At 73.2% G+C, this 14,433-nt stretch carries 15 protein-coding genes; 6 read left to right on the top strand and 9 right to left on the bottom strand.

What is annotated here, in order from left to right:
• Positions 1-254 precede the first annotated feature (254 nt).
• On the bottom strand, positions 255-782 hold the full coding sequence (locus Cco03nite_RS05415) for a PaaI family thioesterase (protein WP_203689044.1): 528 nt from the start codon (positions 780-782) through the stop codon (positions 255-257).
• A 55-nt stretch (positions 783-837) separates the two neighbouring features.
• On the opposite strand from Cco03nite_RS05415, the gene Cco03nite_RS05410 reads away from it, so the two are divergent.
• Complete coding sequence (locus Cco03nite_RS05410; protein WP_239167133.1) at positions 838-1,338, top strand: winged helix-turn-helix transcriptional regulator; 501 nt, start codon at positions 838-840, stop codon at positions 1,336-1,338.
• A gap of 115 nt (positions 1,339-1,453) precedes the next feature.
• Complete coding sequence (locus Cco03nite_RS05405; RefSeq protein ID WP_239167132.1) at positions 1,454-2,263, top strand: ATP-grasp domain-containing protein; 810 nt, start codon at positions 1,454-1,456, stop codon at positions 2,261-2,263.
• A 61-nt stretch (positions 2,264-2,324) separates the two neighbouring features.
• Here the strand turns inward: Cco03nite_RS05405 and Cco03nite_RS05400 are convergent, their stop codons facing one another.
• A complete protein-coding gene (locus Cco03nite_RS05400) occupies positions 2,325-2,867 on the bottom strand; it encodes a hypothetical protein (protein ID WP_203689043.1) in 543 nt (180 codons plus the stop codon).
• Between the two features lie 148 nt (positions 2,868-3,015).
• The gene (locus Cco03nite_RS05395; RefSeq protein ID WP_203689042.1) at positions 3,016-3,999 is read right to left on the bottom strand and encodes a LysR family transcriptional regulator; all 984 of its coding nucleotides are present in this window, start codon (positions 3,997-3,999) and stop codon (positions 3,016-3,018) included.
• 142 nt (positions 4,000-4,141) lie between these two features.
• On the opposite strand from Cco03nite_RS05395, the gene Cco03nite_RS05390 reads away from it, so the two are divergent.
• Positions 4,142-5,746: an MFS transporter gene (locus Cco03nite_RS05390; protein WP_203689041.1), complete on the top strand. Its 1,605-nt coding sequence runs from the start codon at positions 4,142-4,144 to the stop codon at positions 5,744-5,746.
• Here Cco03nite_RS05390 and Cco03nite_RS05385 read toward each other — a convergent pair.
• Positions 5,707-6,282: a TIGR03086 family metal-binding protein gene (locus Cco03nite_RS05385; RefSeq protein ID WP_203689040.1), complete on the bottom strand. Its 576-nt coding sequence runs from the start codon at positions 6,280-6,282 to the stop codon at positions 5,707-5,709. The two genes, Cco03nite_RS05390 and Cco03nite_RS05385, sit on opposite strands and share 40 nt — an antisense overlap.
• A 197-nt stretch (positions 6,283-6,479) precedes the next feature.
• Here Cco03nite_RS05385 and Cco03nite_RS05380 point away from each other — a divergent pair, with 197 nt between their 5' ends.
• Positions 6,480-7,733, top strand: a complete 1,254-nt coding sequence (locus tag Cco03nite_RS05380; RefSeq protein WP_239167131.1) for an SGNH/GDSL hydrolase family protein — start codon at positions 6,480-6,482, stop codon at positions 7,731-7,733.
• Between the two features lie 83 nt (positions 7,734-7,816).
• A complete protein-coding gene (locus tag Cco03nite_RS05375; protein WP_203689039.1) occupies positions 7,817-9,067 on the top strand; it encodes an ATP-grasp domain-containing protein in 1,251 nt (416 codons plus the stop codon).
• On the opposite strand, the gene Cco03nite_RS05370 is transcribed toward Cco03nite_RS05375, so the two are convergent.
• From Cco03nite_RS05370 to Cco03nite_RS05355, 4 genes are all read right to left on the bottom strand, one after another.
• The gene (locus tag Cco03nite_RS05370) at positions 9,055-9,918 is read right to left on the bottom strand and encodes a hypothetical protein (RefSeq protein ID WP_203689037.1); all 864 of its coding nucleotides are present in this window, start codon (positions 9,916-9,918) and stop codon (positions 9,055-9,057) included. The two genes, Cco03nite_RS05375 and Cco03nite_RS05370, sit on opposite strands and share 13 nt — an antisense overlap.
• Positions 9,919-10,044: 126 nt before the next feature.
• Positions 10,045-10,581, bottom strand: a complete 537-nt coding sequence (gene def, locus Cco03nite_RS05365) for a peptide deformylase (protein WP_203689035.1) — start codon at positions 10,579-10,581, stop codon at positions 10,045-10,047.
• Complete coding sequence (locus Cco03nite_RS05360) at positions 10,578-11,252, bottom strand: thioredoxin-like domain-containing protein (RefSeq protein ID WP_203689033.1); 675 nt, start codon at positions 11,250-11,252, stop codon at positions 10,578-10,580. The genes def and Cco03nite_RS05360 overlap by 4 nt, the downstream gene beginning before the upstream one ends.
• 75 nt (positions 11,253-11,327) lie before the next feature.
• Complete coding sequence (locus Cco03nite_RS05355) at positions 11,328-11,603, bottom strand: acylphosphatase (protein ID WP_203689031.1); 276 nt, start codon at positions 11,601-11,603, stop codon at positions 11,328-11,330.
• 22 nt (positions 11,604-11,625) lie between these two features.
• Between Cco03nite_RS05355 and polX the strand changes: the two genes are divergently transcribed.
• Positions 11,626-13,353 (top strand): DNA polymerase/3'-5' exonuclease PolX, encoded by a 1,728-nt coding sequence (gene polX / locus Cco03nite_RS05350; RefSeq protein ID WP_203689029.1) that lies wholly within the window; start codon positions 11,626-11,628, stop codon positions 13,351-13,353.
• Between the two features lie 174 nt (positions 13,354-13,527).
• Here the strand turns inward: polX and Cco03nite_RS05345 are convergent, their stop codons facing one another.
• On the bottom strand, positions 13,528-14,427 hold the full coding sequence (locus Cco03nite_RS05345; RefSeq protein ID WP_203689027.1) for a dienelactone hydrolase family protein: 900 nt from the start codon (positions 14,425-14,427) through the stop codon (positions 13,528-13,530).
• Positions 14,428-14,433: the final 6 nt, after the last annotated feature.

The following is a 14,433-nucleotide window of genomic DNA, read 5'->3' as shown; positions in this document are numbered from 1 at the left end:
GTCCTCCCCTGATGAGCTCCGCCCGGTGGGACGGATCGCGCATCGATTGATGGACATGGTTCCAAGCCGATGGGGTGCGCCTCAACGGACCTTCGGGGGGTACGCCGTCACCTCGCCCGTGACGCGGACGGCGTCACGGGCGGCGGGTGTGCGGCCACGGCGGCTGGGTCATCGCCGCAGGTGAACGCTGGGGCCGCGTTAAGAAGGTGCCCTTGCGCTACCTATCGCGATGTGCAGGTGCCCTTCCTTTGTCCTTACGCCTCGAAGATGAGGCAGGAGGAGGTGGCGTGGGCGAGGAGGCGGCCCCGGTCGTCGGTGAGCTGGGACTGGGCGAGGGCGGTGCGGCGGCCGCGGGAGATGACGGTGCCCTCGCAGCGCAGCAGGCCGGAGTCGACGCTGACCGGACGGAGGAACTTCGTGGTCAGGTCGAGTGAGGTGTAGGCGGTGCCGGCGGGCAGCGTGCTGTGCACGGCGCAGGCGGCGGCCGTGTCGAGCAGGGTGGCCAGGATGCCGCCGTGCACGCCGCCGAGCGGGTTGTAGTGGAACTCCTGGGCGCGCATGGTGACCACGACGCGGCCCTCCTCGGCCTCCAGGCCGTCCATGCCGAGCAGGTGCATCACCGGCGGGGCCGGGAGCTCGCCGCGCGACATCGCCTGCAGCAGCTCCAGGCCGCTGAACCGGCCCAGCTCGGCGGCGTTGCGGCGCGGGTCGGACCAGGAGAAGGTGCGCGTGCGCTCCGCGGCCGCCAGGGGCGCTGTCGGCTCGGTCTGGGTCTGGGTCATGGACTCAGCCTCGCAGGCGGTTGCTGAGTCTGTCAACGAGACTTAGCCTGGTGGGGTGAGACCTAGCGCACTCGACTGGTCGGCCGAGAACTGCACCGTCGCCCGGGCCATGGCCGTGCTCGGCGAGCGGTGGACCCTGGTGGTGCTGCGGGAGGTCTTCAACGGCATCCGCCGCTTCGAGGACATGCGCGAGCACAGCGGCATGCCCCGGCAGGTGCTGGCCAACCGGCTCGCCATGCTGGTCGAGCAGGGTGTGCTGCGCCGGGTGCCGTACCGGGAGCCGGGCGAGCGCGAGCGGCATGAGTACCGGTTGACCGAGAAGGGCTTCGACCTGTATCCGGTGCTGGTCGCCGTACGGGAGTGGGGTGACCGGTATCTGGCCGATCCGGCGGGGCCGCCGGTGGACATGGTGCACCGGGACTGCGGGTCGCCCGTGCACGTGTCGCTGGCCTGCGCGGACGGGCACGAGGTGGGCTCGCCGCGGGAGGTGGTGACCCGGCCGGGGGCGGGGGCGATCCGGCGGGGGCGTACGCCCGCCGCCGCGCAAGCGGCCTGACCCGGCCCGGCGGCGGACCGCTCTCGCCCGAGCTGGTCGAACCCCGGGTGGCAGTGCGGCGGCGAACGGGAATCGGGTTGGTCCCGCACCGCCCAGGCTGGCAGCATGGCGCGGCGTGGAACGAGTGCTGATCCTGCCGCCGCGGGTGACCGAGACCGGGCTGGCCTTCGCGGACGCCGCGCGCCGGCGCGGCATGCGTGTCGAGACCCTGCACACCTGGCGGCTGCCCGAGCACCTGGCGGGCCACCCCGGGGCGCACCTCTACGCCGGGCCGCTGTTCGCCGACGCGGTCGGTGCGGAGCTCGGCGCGGGGCTGCTGGAACCGGATCAGGACTGGCTGGCCCGGCTGCCGCGCGAGGCGACCCGCCGCGACATCGTCTTCACCACGCTCGCGCAGGCGCGCCTGCTGGACCGGCCCGCGTTCGTGAAACCGCCGGACGACAAGAGCTTCCCGGCGAGGGTGTACCCGTCCGGGGCGGACCTGCCCGGCACGGACGTGCTGGAGGACGGCACCGCGGTGCTGATCAGCGACGTGGTGGCGTTCGAGGTGGAGTTCCGCCTGTTCGTGGCGGCGGGCCGGGTGCTCGCCGCGAGCAGGTATGCCGTGGGCGGCGAGCTGGACCTCGCCACGTCCGCGGAGGACGCGCGGTGTGCGGAGGCATCGGCATTCGCGGCGGGGCTGTTCGCCGCGGGGATGCCCGAGCTGCCGAGCGCGGTGGTGATCGACGTCGGGCTGCTCGCGGACCCGGCGACCGGGCGTCCGGAGTGGGCGGTGATCGAGGCGAACGCTGCGTGGGCGAGCGGGCACTACGCGGCCGACCCGGACGGGGCGCTGGACGTGGTGCTCGCGGCGAGCCGCCCGGTGGCCGACATCGCGCCGGCGGATCGGCACTTCCTGCGCCGCCTGCCGTCGGTCTCTCGCTGAGCCGCGCCGGTCGCCCGGCACCGCGCCGGACGTGCTCGGCGGGCCGCGAGGCGGTATCTGGTCAGGCTCGGGTGCTGCCGCCGCAGGGGGTGACGGTGATGGAGGTGAAGCCCTGCTGGGCGGTGGCGCCCTGGATGGTCACCGTGACGAAGATGTTCGTGGCCGCGCCGGTGAAGTGCTTCTTCTCCAGCTTGGGCAGGGTCGCGGTGTACCGGGCCATGGTGGCGTCGCGGGTCAGCGTGACCTCGCCGGTGTAGTCGCCGCCGGTCATCGTGTACCGCGCCTTGGCGGTCACCGGCGTGCCGCCGTCGGCGATCTCCGCGGTCACCGCGACGGTCTGCGGCGGCACGCCGCCGCAGGTCGGGTTGCCGACGGCGGCCACATTGGACTCCACGCGGCTGATGGTCGCGCCGCCGGACGTCGTGGTGGTGGCCGGGCCCGCGGTGGCGGGGCTTCCGGTGGGCCGGGCGGCGGCGGGTGAGGTGACTCTCTCAGGCGTGGCCTGGTCGCGGGTCCACGAGTCGCCGACGCCGATGCAGCCCTGCAGGCTGAACATGGTCACCACCGCGAGCACCGCCGTCACCGGCGCACGGAATCTGAGCACCGTGTGAGCTTAGCCAGGCTAACGGCGTTCGTGGGATCAACGTGTCATCCCATCCCGCCCCGGCGCTACCTGTCCGGGCTCCCACCGGTTTGGATGATCATGAAGTTGTGGCGGTGACACGCCGTCGAACCTGCCCATAAGTTCATGATCAACGCGGGGAGGTGGGGGTGGTGGGGTGGGGGTGGTGGGTCAGCCAGCGGGTGTAGGCGGGGGATTGGGTGGTGGCGTCGGTGTAGGACTCTTCGGCGTAGCGGATCAGGCGGGGGGCCACGCGGGCGGCGGGGGAGTCGGGGTGCCAGCCGAGGAGGTGGCGCCAGCGCAGGGGGGTGCCGGCGAGGGGGACGGTGCGTACGCCGGCGATCTCGCGGAAGGTGGGCTGGCACAGGGCCACCACGCTGCCGCCGCGGACCAGGTCGGAGCAGCCGCCGAGGTCGCTCTCGTGGATCGGGCTGGGGGTGAAGCCGGCGCGGGCGCAGGCGGCGGCGAAGCAGTCGGCGAAGCAGCCGTCGCCGGGAGTCGCCGCCCAGCGGGAGCCGGCCAGGTCGGCGAGCTCGATCTCGTCGGCGTCGGCGTACGGGTGGGAGGCGGGCAGCAGCACGAACACCGGTGCTATGGCGACGGTGTGCCAGCTCAGGCGGCCGTCGTCGGGCGGGGTGGCCTCGCCGCAGGCACCGATGAACGCGAAGTCGAGCCGGGCGTCGGCCAGCATCGCCGCCAGCTCCGCCGACGACCACGACGGGTACGTGCTCAGCTGCGCGCTGGGCTGCGCGGCGGCCAGCCGGTGCACCACGCCGCCGATGAGCGGGCCGTTCACCGCGCCGATCCGGTACCCGGGCAGCCCGTCGCCGCCCGAGTCGCGGGCCAGCCCGGCGAACCGGGTCGCCTCGTCCTGCAATCCCTGCACCGCGGGCAGCAGCACCCGGGCGCGGGCCAGCACCAGCTCGCCGAGCGGGGTCGGGCGGGCGCCGCGGCGGTCACGTTCGAACAGCCGGCCGCCGAAGGCCTGCTCGATGCGCTGCAACTGGGTGGTGAGCGCGGGCGCGGCCAGGCCGAGGACCGCCGCCGCCTTGGTCACGCTGCCGGCGTCGGCTATCGCGCAGACCACCCGCAGGTGCCGCAGCTCCAACCTCACCCGCTGATGTTATGGCCGCACCGGCGGCCCGGGAAGGTGTCGAGCGCGATCATCCGATCGGCCGGTATGGACGGAGATCGAAACTCGTCGGTAGGGTCGAGCCGGCAGGACGGCCCCGCCGGGCCTGGTCCAGGAGGTGGCGATGCGGCGCAGAGCGGCGCTGATCGGGCTGCTCGGCGCCGAGCTGGTGTCGACCGTCGGCTCGCGTATGTCCTTTCTGGCCATTCCCTGGCTGGTCCTGGTGACGACCGACGATCCGACGAAGGTCGGCGTGGTGGCGTTCGCCGAGGCGCTGCCGTACATCCTGGCCGGGATCTTCGGCACGCCGCTGGCGGACCGGTTCGGGGTGCGCGAGGTGTCCATCGGCACCGACCTGGGCAGCGCGCTGGTGGTGGGCGCGATCGCCGCGTTCGGTGGCGGCGACTTCACCGTGCTCGTGGCGCTCGTCGCGACGCTGGGCGCGCTGCGCGGGGTCGGCGACAAGTCCAAGCGGGTGCTGCTGCCGCCGGTGGTGGAGGCGTCGGGCACGCCGATGGCGCGGGTCACCGCGGTCTTCTCCGCGCTCAACCGGATGGCGATGGTGATCGGCGCGGCGGTGGCCGGGGTGCTGATCGCGTGGCTCGGCCCGGTCGGCGCGATCTGGGCCGACGCTGCGACGTTCGCGGCCTGCGCGGGTGTGGTCGTGGTGCTGGTGCGCATCACCCGGGAGCAGAACCACCCGGCCCGGGGCGCGCAGGAATCCTACTGGCAAGGGCTGCGCACCGGGTTCGGCTTCGTGCGGCGGGAGCGGCTGCTGCGCAGCCTGGTCGGCATGATGTTCGTGACGAACCTGTTCAACCAGGCCAGCGCGGTCGTCTTCATCCCGATGTGGGTACGCGAACACCTCGGCTCGCCGGTGGCGCTGGGCTGGATCGGCGGGGCCTTCGCGCTCGGCGCGATCGCGGGCGGGGCGGCGTTCGCGGCGCTGGTGATGCGGCTGCCGCGGTACGCGACCCTCGTGATCGGATACTTCGTCGGCGGCGCGCCGCGCTTCCTGGTGCTGGCGCTCAGCGACGACCTGCGGGTGGCGCTGGCCGTGTCGTTCGTGTCCGGGATGGCCATGTCGTCGGTGAACCCGACGTACGGGCTGCTGATGTTCGAGCGGGTGCCGCGGGCGATGCAGACCCGCGTGTTCGGGCTGACCGGCGCGATCACGTTCGGCGGCATCCCGCTGGGCGGCATGGTCGGCGCGTGGGCGGTGGAGACGCTCGGCCTGTCCGGCGGGCTGTGGCTGGCCGGGGTCGCCTACTTCGCGGCCACGCTGACGCCGGTGTTCGGGTGGCGGATGTGGCGGCAGATCAACGACATCGGTTCCGGCAGGGCCGCCCCGGACGTGCCGCTGTGGCAGGAGTACCTGTCCGAGCTGGGCCGCCGGATGGGGCTGGTGGACACCGGGCCGGCCGTGCCGGTGTCGGTGACGCTGGCGTACGCCGGGGGCGGCTGGACGGTCACCGCCCGCCGCGGCAGGCGGCGGCTGGCGCGGCCGTACGCCGTCACGTCCGCCGCGGCGCTCCAGCACGTCGCCGCGCTGGAGCTGCCCGAGGTGTACGAGACGGTGGAAGAGGTGCACCTGGCCCGCCGCCGGGACGCGCAGCTGCGGGCGGCGGCGGTGCGGGCGAACCTGCGCGAGCTCGAGTCGACGCTGACCGAGCTGCGGGCCGCGTCGGCTCAGTGGCCGCCCGGCCAGCCGGGGGAGCGGCCCAGGTAGGCGACGAGCCGATCGCCGGGCGGGGCGTCCGCGGCCGGTTCGACCATGACGCCGAAGGCCTTGCTGGGGCGGTCGGTGGGCCAGCGCAGGGCGATCTTCATGGCCGACGTGCTCAGGTCAGGGTCGAGCACGGCGTCCGAGCCGGTCGACTTGGCCACGTCCCAGGCGTGCACCAGGAAGTCGACGAAGTGCATGCCGAGCACGGTCTGGGCGGTGAACGCGCCGTAGCCGTACACCTCGATCTTGCGGTCCAGCAGCGTCTTCGCGCTGAACGCCTTGGTGACCAGGGCGACGGAGTCGGCGAACGCCCGGCGGGGGTCGGCGGGCGGGGTCAGGTCGTCCCAGACGGCCGGATCGGTGGGCTTGCCGGCCGCCGCGGCGGCGAAGCCGCGGTTGTGCCCGATCATGTGCCCGAGCAGCTGGCCGAGAGTCCAGTCGCCGCACGGCGAGGGCCGGGCGAGATCGGCGCGCTTGACACGGTTCACGGCCGTTGCGGCCGCGGCGAGCGCACGCCGGTCGAGGTCACGAAGGTCCATGTTCGCACCATAGTGCCGCAGCTCGGTGTGCTCCACCGCTGACACCGCCAGGCGGTAAAGCTGTCCGGACCGTCCAATCAGCTGAGTCGGCAGATATTGACTCGTGCAAACATTTCTTCGTAATTTGAGTCCGCGGCCGGGCCGCAGCTCCCCACGACGGCGCGTGGCCGGACGGCCGCGCCAAGGAGGTTCAACCTGTGAAGCACCCCTCGACGCGGCGGGCGCTGCTCGCCGCGGCCCTGCTGGCCACGACCCTCGGCGTGCTGGCCGGGCCCGGTGGCGGGGCCACCGCGGGCGCGAAGGACGAGTGGGTCGGCTCCTGGTCGGCCGCGCCCACCGGGGCGGGCGCGGGCCTGTCCGGCACCGGCTTCGCCGACCAGACCATCCGCATGATCGTGCACACCTCGGTCGGCGGCAGCGCGGCGCGCATCCGGCTGTCCAACACCTTCGGCACCGGCGCGGTGACCATCGGGCACGCCACCGTGGCCCGGCCCGATGCGGCCACCCCGGCGCTGACCGACGTGCTGCCCGCCAGCGTCGCCGAGCTGACCTTCAACGGCGCGCCCGGCATCACCATCCCCAAGGGCGGCCAGATCGTCAGCGACCCGCTGCCGGTGGCCGTGCCCGAGCTGTCCGACCTGGTGGTCAGCATCTACCTGCCGGTCGCCACCGGCCCGGCGACCTGGCACTGGACCTCGCGGCAGGCGACGTACTACGGCAGCGGCGACACCGCCGCCGAGCCCACCGGCGCGACCCTGACCGGCACCCGCAACTCGTGGTTCTTCCTCACCGGCGTCGACGTGCTCAGCCGCAGGTCGCCCGGTTCGGTGGTGGTGCTCGGCGACTCGATCACCGACGGCAGCCAGTCCACGATCAACGGCAACGCCCGCTGGACCGACCGGCTGGCCGCGCGCCTGCTGGCCGGGCACGCCCCGCACACCGAGGTCGGCGTGCTCAACCAGGGCCTGGCCGGCAACGCGGTCAGCCACGACGGCACCGAGATCGGGTACGCCGAACTGGGCGTGAACGGCCTGGCCCGGCTGCAGCGCGACGTGCTCAGCCAGACCGGCGTGCAGACGGTCGTGCTCGCGCTCGGCATCAACGACCTGCAGATCTACGCCGACCCGGCCGACAAGGTCATCGGCGGGCTGCGGCAGCTCGCCGCGCAGGCCCGGCTTGCCGGAGTGGACGTGGTGATCTCCACGATCACGCCGTTCGAGGGCTTCTCGTCCTGGACGCCGGAGAAGGAGCAGAGCCGCCTGGCGATCAACGAGTACCTCCGCACCCACCGGGCCGAGTTCACCGGCGTGGTCGACTTCGACCAGCTGCTGCGCGACCCGGCCGCGCCGTCGAAGCTGCGGGCCGAGTGGGACAGCGGCGACCACATCCACCCCAACGACGCCGGATACCAGGCCATGGCCGACTTCGTGCCGCTGTGGCTGCTGTCCTGAGCCGTCGCTGACACCGCGGGACCGGCACGGCTGCCCGTGCCGGTCCCGCACATCGGGCACCACCGGGGTCGAGAGGAAGAGGCATGGCCGTCCACGACGATCGTCCACTGCTGCTGATGGTCCGCACCGGCAAGCGCGAGTTCCGGGAGTACCTGCTCCGCTCGCTGGCCCCGGCCTACCGGGTGCACGTGTTCACCGGGGTCGCGCCGACCTGGGAGCTGGACTACGTCGCCGGCGCCACCGAACTGGGCAGCCTGCTGGACGTGACGGCGATGGCCGAGGCCGCCCAGCGGCTGCCCGGCGGCCCGGTCGCGGGCGTGTTCACCTGGGACGAGGCGCGCACGCTGCAGACCGCCGAGCTGGCCGTGGCGCTGGGCCTGCCCGGCGACCCGGCGGTCACCGCCCGCTGCCGCGACAAGCTGCTGACCCGCCGGGCCCTGGCCGCCGCCGGGGTCGCCCAGCCCGCGTCGGTGCCGGTCGGTTCGCTGTCGCAGGCCTTCGCCGAGGCCGCACGCATCGGTTACCCGGTCATCCTCAAGCCCAGCGACCTCGCGCTCAGCGTCGGCGTGATCAAGGTGGCGGAGCCGGCGGAGCTGGCCGCGGCGTACGAGTTCACCAGCGCCGTGCGGCACGGCGCGCTCCCGGACTGGCGGCCGCAGGTGCTGCTGGAGGAGTACGTCGACGGCGAGGAGATCAGCGTCGACGCGGCGGTGCACGACGGCCGGGTCACCCCGCTGTGCCTGGCCCGCAAGGAGATCGGGCACCCGCCGTACTGCATCGAGATCGGGCACTACGTGCACGGCGACGACCCGCTGCTGCACGATCCGCAGCTGCTGCGGCTGCTGCAGGACGCGCACACCGCCCTCGGGTTCCGCGACGGCGTCACCCATACCGAGATCAAGCTGTCCTCGCGCGGGCCGCGGATCATCGAGGTGAACGGGCGGCTCGGCGGCGACATGATCCCGTACCTGGGCCTGCGCGCCACCGGCGTCGACGTGGCGCTGGCCGCCGCCGCGGTCGCCTGCGGGCTGCCCCCGGTCGCGGAGCCCGACCGCAAGCTGGTGGCGGCGGTGCGCTTCTTCTACCCGGCGCGGCCGGACACCGTCATCGAGACGCTGGCGTTCGACCGGGCCGGGCTGCCGAGCGCCGTGGACGAGCTGGCGCTGCTCGCGGACCCCGGCGACCGGCGCTCACCGCCGCCGCAGGGCACGGTCAACGGCCGGGTCGCGTACGCCACCGCGGTGGCCGCCACCGCGCACGAGTGCGAGCGGGCACTCGACGCCGCGGGCGCGGCCCTGCGCGTCAACGGCGAACCTCCGGCTCACCACTCGTAGCCGAGGCGCTCGACGAGGTCGCCGTAGCGGGCCCGGAACGCGGTCAGGTGCTCGGCCGCGAGATGGTTGCGCCAGTCCCCGGCGACGCCGCGGCGGTAGTGGCTGTGCACGTCCTCCTGCCCGCGCTCGCGGCCCTTGGCGAGGCGGTTGAACGAGAACCGGGCGCACGCGTCGGCCACGTAGGCGCCCGGCAGCCGGCGCAGCGGCAGCCGGGGCAGCACGTGGCGCGGGTACGCCAGCGCCTTGGGGATGCCCCGGCGGGCCGCGACGTTCCAGCGGACCGCGGCCATCCGGGCCTGCTCCGGTCCGGAGCCCTCCGGGGTGAGCAGGTCCAGGTGGCCGAGGATCGCGCTCCAGGACTTCACCGGGTCGGTGATGGCGTCCTCCATGCGCACCTCCAGCACCCCGGCGCGGGCGTAGTCCCACTGCGCCATCGGGTCCAGGAACATGCCGCTGAACTCCACCTCGGCCAGCAGGCCGCCGGCCTCGTCGAGGGTGCGCAGGTTGCGCCGGTGCGCCACCAGCTCGGGCCAGGGCACCCCGCCGACCACCTCCGGGTGGCTGTGCAGGTGGCTGAAGTAGCCGGAGACCACGATGTCGCGCGGGTCGCGGATGAGGTGGAAGGCCCGCGTCTCGGGCAGCGTGTCCACCCACTCCGGCTTGGCGTTCGTCATGATCAGCAGGTCGGGGCGGGTGGCGCGGATGTAGTCGCCGAGGCTGTCGTACGGCGCCCACTGGTCCGGCACGTGGATCGTGTCGACCTTGAGGTTCAGCGCGAAGGCCGCTTCGTGCAGGATGGATCTGGCCCAGGTCGACGCAGACTTGTGGCGCGCGAAATACGCACGAAGCACCGGTTCACTCCCTGACGAAAGTCCTGATGGGACGCATTGCCGACGCCGCGGGATTGCTGCGTTGACAATAAATACATCTATGCAGGAAGCTTCGGCAGTGTCAAGAACGTGAATGGGTTGCGGTGGTCAGTCCGCCGGCAGCGCGGCGGCCTTGAGGATCTTCTTGCGCTCCTTGGCGGTCAGCCGGTCCACGTAGACCGTGCCGTCGAGGTGGTCGCACTCGTGCTGCAGGCAGCGCGCGATCAGCTCGGCGCCCTCGATGCGCACCGGCTCGCCGTGCATGTCCACCCCGGTCACCACGGCTACCGCCGTACGCGCCACGTCGCCGCGCCGGCCGGGCAGCGACAGGCAGCCCTCCCCGGACACCGCCAGCTCGCGCGGCGGCGGGGGCAGTTCCAGGACCGGGTTGACCACGTGGGCCACCACGTTCGGGCCGCCCGCCGTGTCGGGGCAGTCCATCACGAACACCCGCAGGCCGACGCCGATCTGGTTCGCGGCCAGGCCGACCCCGTTCGCGGCGTACATGCTGGCGAACATGTCGGCGACCAGCCGGTGCAGGTCCGGCCCGAAGCCGGTGACCGGCGCGGTGGGGCGGTGCAGCACCGGAGTGCCGTACAGCGTGATGTCCCGGGGGATCCCGGACCCGGCGGCCTGCTCGCTCACGCCGCGGTCCCGGCGGGCGGCAGCTCCCCGGTCTCGCGGGTGCCGCCCGAGCAGGGCGCGCCGACCTCCGGCCCGGCGTTCCGGCGGGCGGCGTTGACGAAGAAGTCGATGCGCGGATCGTCCGCGCTGTCCACCTTGAGCTGGTAACCCCAGGCCTGCAGCGAGATCGGCTTGTCCTGGCCCGGGAACGGGCTCAGCATCAGGTACTCCCGCCCCGACACCTTCGCCGCCAGCGCCCGGACGTCGCCGTCGCCGAGGTCCGGCCGGTAGGTGATCCACACCGCGCCGTGCTCCAGGCTGTGCACGGCCCGCTCGCTGGCGATCGGCGCGTCGTAGACGGCCCCGGAGCAGTTCTGCCAGGTGCCGTTGTGCTGCCCGCCGACCGGCGGCTGCTGCGGGTAGACCACCGCGCCCGGCGCGTGGTCCTGGCTCAGCGAGCCCTCGGCCAGGTAGTTGCGCACCCCGTCGATCCCGGCGAGCTGCTGCTGCCACGTGCCGGTCGGCGCGACGGCCGTCGTGCCGCCCGGCGTCTCGGCGCCGTCCCGCAGGTAGTAGAACAGCGCTCCGGCGACCCCGAGGCAGCAGCAGAGCAGCACGGCCACGCCGCCCGCGACCCACGCCCACACGGGCACCGCCGGCTTACGCGGCGGCGTGTTCGTGTAATCCACCATGGCGCGGCCTCCCCAGGAACTCGACTCGCCGCCGCGATCCTATCGACCCCCGCCTACAGGAGCCGAGGGGGCAGGTCAGGCGGTGGGGCGGATGTCGAAGCCGGACAGGCCCTCGGGGGTCTCCTCGAATACCGCCACGTCGTCGACGATGGCCAGCTCGGGGCCGTGCCGGGTCCAGGCGACCAGGCGGTCCACGCCGTCGGGCGTACCCTCGAAGACGGCCTCCACCGTGCGGTCGGGCCGGTTGCGCACCCACCCGGCGACGCCCGCCGCGCGGGCCTGCTGCCGGCAGGTGTCGCGGTAGTAGACGCCCTGCACCTCACCCGAGACCACAACCCGCCTGCGGATCATCCGTCAACCGTAGACTGGCGGCATGGCCCGGCCAAACGAGGTCGTCGCGGCGGCGCTGCAGGAGTACGCCGATCTCATCTCGATCACCGGCGGTGACGCCTTCCGGGCCCGCACCTACGAGAAGGCCGCCCGCGGCGTGGCCGGGCACTCCGCGGACGTGGCGACGCTCGACCCGAAGGGCCTGGAGCAGATCCCCGGCGTCGGCAAGTCGACCGCCGAGAAGATCGTCGAGTTCCTCGCCACCGGCCGGATGGCGGCCCTGGAGCAGCTGCGGGCCAAGGTGCCCGCGGGCGTGCTGGAGCTGATCTCCATCCCGGGCCTGGGTCCGGCCAAGGCCATGGCGCTGCACCGTGAGCTGGGCATCTCTTCGATCGACGAGCTGGTGCACGCGATCGAGGCGGGCAGGCTGGCCGGGCTGCGCGGGTTCGGGGCGAAGACCGCGGAGAACATCCTGCACGGCATCGAGGTGCTGCGGCACAGCGGCGGCCGGGTGCTGGTCTCGGCGGCGCTGGAGGTCGCCGAGGAGGTCATCGCGGCGCTGTCGGCGCTGCCCGGGTGCGAGAAGTGCACGTACGCCGGGTCGCTGCGGCGCGGGCGGGACAGCATCGGCGACGTGGACGTCCTGGTCGCCTCGCGCGACTCGAAGCCGATCATGGCGGCGTTCACGGAGCTGCCGCTGGTCGGCGAGGTCATCGCGGGCGGTCCGGCGAAGACGTCGATCCGCACCACCGGCGGGCTGCAGGTGGACCTGCGGGTGGTGCCGCCGGAGTCGTGGGGCGCGGCGCTGCAGTACTTCACCGGCTCCAAGGAGCACAACATCCGGGTACGCGAGATCGCCGTGCGCAAGGGCCTGAAGCTGTCCGAGTACGGGCTGTTCCGCGCCGAGGACGACACGCTGCTCGTCTCGGAGACCGAGGAGGAGGTGTACGAGCGGCTCGGCCTGCCCTGGATCGCGCCGACCCTGCGCGAGGACCGCGGCGAGGTGGCCGCCGCCCGCAACGGCACCCTGCCGCAGCTCGTCACCGAGGCCGACATCCGCGGCGACCTGCACACCCACACCAACCTCACCGACGGGGTGTCCACGCTGGAGGAGATGCTGGCCGCGGCGCGGGCCCGCGGCTACCGCTACTACGCGGTCACCGACCACGCCAAGAACATGCCGATGCAGCGGATGACCGACGCGAAGATGCTGGCGCAGCGCAAGAAGCTCCAGGCGCTGGCCGGGGACGGCAAGATGGCGCTGCTGCACGGCAGCGAGCTGAACATCGACCCGGACGGCGCGGTGGACTGGGATGCGGACTTCCTGGCCGGGTTCGACATCTGCGTCGCCTCGGTGCACTCGCACTTCACGCAGACCCCGACGGAGTTGACCAACCGGTTCGTGCAGGCGTGCGAGAACCCGTACGTCAACATCATCGGGCATCCGACCACGCGGCTGATCGGGCGGCGCAAGCCCGTCGAGCCCGACTGGGACGCGGTCTTCGACGCGGCCGCCGCGACCGGCACCGCGATGGAGGTGAACGCGTTCCCGGACCGGCTCGACCTGCCCGACGAGCTGATCATGCGGGCGCGCGAGCGCGGGGTGAAGTTCGCGATCAACACGGACTCGCACTCCACGGTGCACCTGGACATGCTGCGCTTCGGCATCGGGATCGCCCAGCGCGGCTGGCTGACCCCGGCCGACGTCATCAACACGTGGACGCTGACCAGGCTCAAGGGGTTCGTCGCCGCAAAGCGGCGCGCCGCGTGAACGCCGGCCGGCGGCCGCCGGCGTTGCGCTGATCCGGCCGCTCGGCGGTTTCCACTGACGTTGGCCTATCTCATCGAAAAATCGTGACTCGGATTCGATGTGATAGGCCAGCGTCTATCGGCGTGAGGCGCGGGCGTCCGCCGGCGCCGGCCGGTCCGGCTGGGGCCGATGTGGTCAGGTGAGGTGGTCGGTGAGCCAGGTGGTCAGTTTGGTCCAGGCCTGGGCGGCGGCGGGGGCGTTGTAGCGGGCGCCGGTGTCGTTGAAGAAGGCGTGGTTGACGTCGGGGTAGGTGACGATCTCGTACGTCAGGCCGGCCTTGCGCAGCGCGTCGCGGGCGGCGTCGCGGCTGGCGTTGACGCGGTCGTCGAGCTGGGCGTATATGCCCAGGACGGCGGCCTGCGGGGAGCCCGACAGGGACGCGCCGGCGGGGAACGGGCCGTAGAAGGGGGCGGCCGCCGACAGGCGGGGTTCGCCCGCGGCCAGCAGGGACCAGACCATGCCGCCGCCGAAGCAGAAGCCCGTCGCGCCGACGGTGTGCCCGGGGTTGCGCCGCAGCAGCTCGTCGATGCCCGCTCTCATGTCGGCGATGAACCGGGCCGGCGGGGCGGCGTTGAGCGCGGCGGTGGCCTGGGCGGGGTCGGTGAACTTCGCGGTGCCGCCCTCCGCGGAGAGCAGGTCGATCGCGAGCGCCGACCAGCCCGCGGCGGCCAGCCGGCCGGCGATCGAGGCGATGTGCTCGGTCAGGCCCTTGTTCTCGTGGACCACCAGCATCGACCCTTTGGGGGTGGCGGCGGCGGCCCAGCGTCCCTGCAGCTGCCCGTTCGGGCCTTGGAAGGTGATCGGCTCGGTGGGGGCGGGGCTGGGACCGGCCGGGCCGGTCACCGCGGGCGTCGGCGCTGCCTGCGGAGGTGTGGTGGTGCCGCGCTGGGCGTCGCACGCGGCCAGCAGCGGGGCTGCGACCGCCGCGCCGACGCCGAGCAGGCCCAGGCGGCGCAGCGCCTCGCGGCGGGAGATCAGGCCGTCGGCGTAGTCGACGACGACCTCGCTCGACAGATATTCGCCCAACTCAGACATGTCTCA

It is taken from the genome of Catellatospora coxensis (assembly GCF_016862635.1).
Lineage (GTDB): Bacteria > Actinomycetota > Actinomycetes > Mycobacteriales > Micromonosporaceae > Catellatospora > Catellatospora coxensis.
The sequence above is the reverse complement of the archived record's forward strand: the minus strand, read 5'-3'. Positions and strand labels throughout refer to the sequence as shown.